Source organism: Corallococcus llansteffanensis, from assembly GCF_003612055.1.
In the GTDB taxonomy this organism is placed as follows: domain Bacteria; phylum Myxococcota; class Myxococcia; order Myxococcales; family Myxococcaceae; genus Corallococcus; species Corallococcus llansteffanensis.
On record NZ_RAWB01000917.1, the window covers coordinates 1 to 2251 of the forward strand.

General features: G+C 73.8%; 1 protein-coding gene and 1 pseudogene. One reads left to right on the top strand and one right to left on the bottom strand.

Annotation, left to right across the window (positions count from 1 at the left end; translation table 11 throughout):
• Positions 1 to 518: pseudogene (locus D7V93_RS42045) on the bottom strand (hypothetical protein); the annotation flags it as partial.
• A gap of 121 nt (positions 519 to 639) precedes the next feature.
• Here D7V93_RS42045 and D7V93_RS42050 point away from each other — a divergent pair.
• Positions 640 to 2251 (top strand): amidase (locus D7V93_RS42050; RefSeq protein ID WP_120648568.1); only part of this gene is annotated, 1612 nt, incomplete at its 3' end.

Here is a 2251-nt window from a genome sequence, read left to right on the forward strand (position 1 = left end):
GGATCCAACGCCCGCTCCACCCGCCGCCGCACCGCCGCGGACGGCGCCCGCGCCCGTCCCTCCACGCGCGACAGCACCGCGTCCCGGTAGCTCGCCGCGAAGCAGACCCCGAACAGCGCCTCCTCCAGCGGTGCCCGCTCCCGCGCGGCCAGCCCCTCCGCCAGGGAACACAGCCCCTCGCCGGTGAGGACATACCGGCGACCCCGGGGCAGCCCCTTCACCCCCGCGCCCGTGCCCACCGCCTCCGCGTGGCCCGCGCGCACCAGCCGCTCCAGTGTCCGCCGCACCTGCGTGAGGTCGATGTCCTGCGAGGGCCGGGTGACGTCGTGCTCCACCCAGTTGGTGAACAGCAGGAAGAAGAAGCGCACGTCCGACACGCGGAAGCCGCCCGCCCGCGCTCCCGCCCCATGCGCCGCGAGCAGCGCCGCCTGGACGAAGGTGGCCTGCGTGTCGATGTAGCCCAGTCGTGCCGTCAGGGTGCTGTTGCGCGCCATGGCCCCGAAGATGCCAGCCCCCACCGCCGCCGTCTCCGTCCTCCCAGGTGACAGTGTCTGTCCACCCAGGCTCGCCACCCATGACGTGCACCGCGCAGGGGAGGTGGCACACTGGCGCCCCCTGCTTCTTTCGAGAGGTTTCGCCATGGCCAGCTCGCGTCGGCAGTTCCTGACCCACACCGTGATTGGACTCGCGAGCACCGCCGTCTCCGCGGCCCCTGCTCCAGAAGCGGGCACGTCCGCGCCCGCCGGTGCCCCGCCCACCTTCGGCGCCGGCCCCACCGTGGGCCCGGAGGTGAGCCCCACCACCTTCGCGGAGGCGGAGAAGCTGATGCAGGTGCAGCTCACGCCCGCCGAGCGCACCCAGGCCGCCGGCACCTGGCGCGTGTCCATGGCCCCGCTGCACGAGCGGCGCACCGGCCCGCGCAAGCTCGCGCTGGAGCCCACGCTGTCGCCCGCCTCCCAGTGGAACCCCTCGCTGCCGGGGCTCAAGCCGACAGCGCCCACGAAGGACCGCTTCGTGCGCAGCCGCGCCGTGAAGACGCCCCTGCCCGCGAAGGAGGAGGACATCGCCTTCGCGCCCCTCACGCAGCTGTCCCGCTGGGTGGAGTCGCGCGCCATCACCTCGGAGCGGCTCACGCAGCTCTACCTGGAGCGGCTGAAGCGCTTCGACCCCCAGCTCCAGTGCGTCATCACCCTGACGCCGGAGCTGGCGCTCGCGCAGGCGCGTCAGGCGGACCGAGACATCGCGGCGGGCAGGTACAAGGGCCCGCTGCACGGCATCCCCTGGGGGGCCAAGGACCTGGTGGACACCGCGGGCATCCGCACCACCTACGGCGCCGAGCCCTTCCGCGACCGCGTCCCCACGACGGACGCCACCGTGGTGGACCGGCTGCACCGCGCGGGCGCCGTGCTGGTGGCGAAGCTCAGCCTGGGCGCGCTGGCCCTCAATGACATCTGGTTCGGCGGTGAGACGAAGAACCCATGGCTGCCGCAGGAGGGCTCCTCGGGCAGCAGCGCGGGGCCGGGCGCGGCGACGGCGGCGGGGCTCGTGGGCTTCTCGCTGGGCAGCGAGACGGGCGGCAGCATCGTGTCGCCCGCCATGCGCTGTGGCATCACCGGCCTCAGGCCCACCTACGGCCGCGTGCCGCGCACCGGCGCGATGACGCTGTGCTGGTCGCTGGACAAGCTGGGGCCCATGACGCGCGGGGTGGAGGACTCGCTGCTCGTGCTGGCCGCGCTCAACGGGCCGGACGCGGGCGACGTGGCCAGCGTCCCCGCGAAGCTCGACTTCGACGCGGGCGCGAGCGTGAAGGGCCTGCGCGTGGGCTACGTCCCGGCGTGGATGAAGGAGAGCCCCGCCACCGACGTGGACCGCGCGGCGCTGGAGGCCCTCAAGGGCGTGGGCCTGACCCCGGTGGAGGTGCGGTTCCCCGACTGGCCGTACTCCGCGCTCAACGTGCTGCTCTTCGCGGAGGCCGCCGCCGCCTTCGAGGACCTCACGCTCAGCCACGGCGTGGACGCCCTGAAGATGCAGGTGCCCGACGCGTGGCCCAACCTCTTCCGCCAGGCCCGCTTCCTGTCCGCGGTGGACTACGTCCAGGCGGACCGGCTGCGCCGCAAGGTGGCCCAGGAGATGGCCCGCGTGATGTCCCAGGTGGACGTGCTGCTCGTGCCCTCGCTGCGCGACGAGGCCCTCACCATCACCAACCACACGGGCCACCCGTCCCTCACGCTGCGCACCGGCTTCGTGGAGG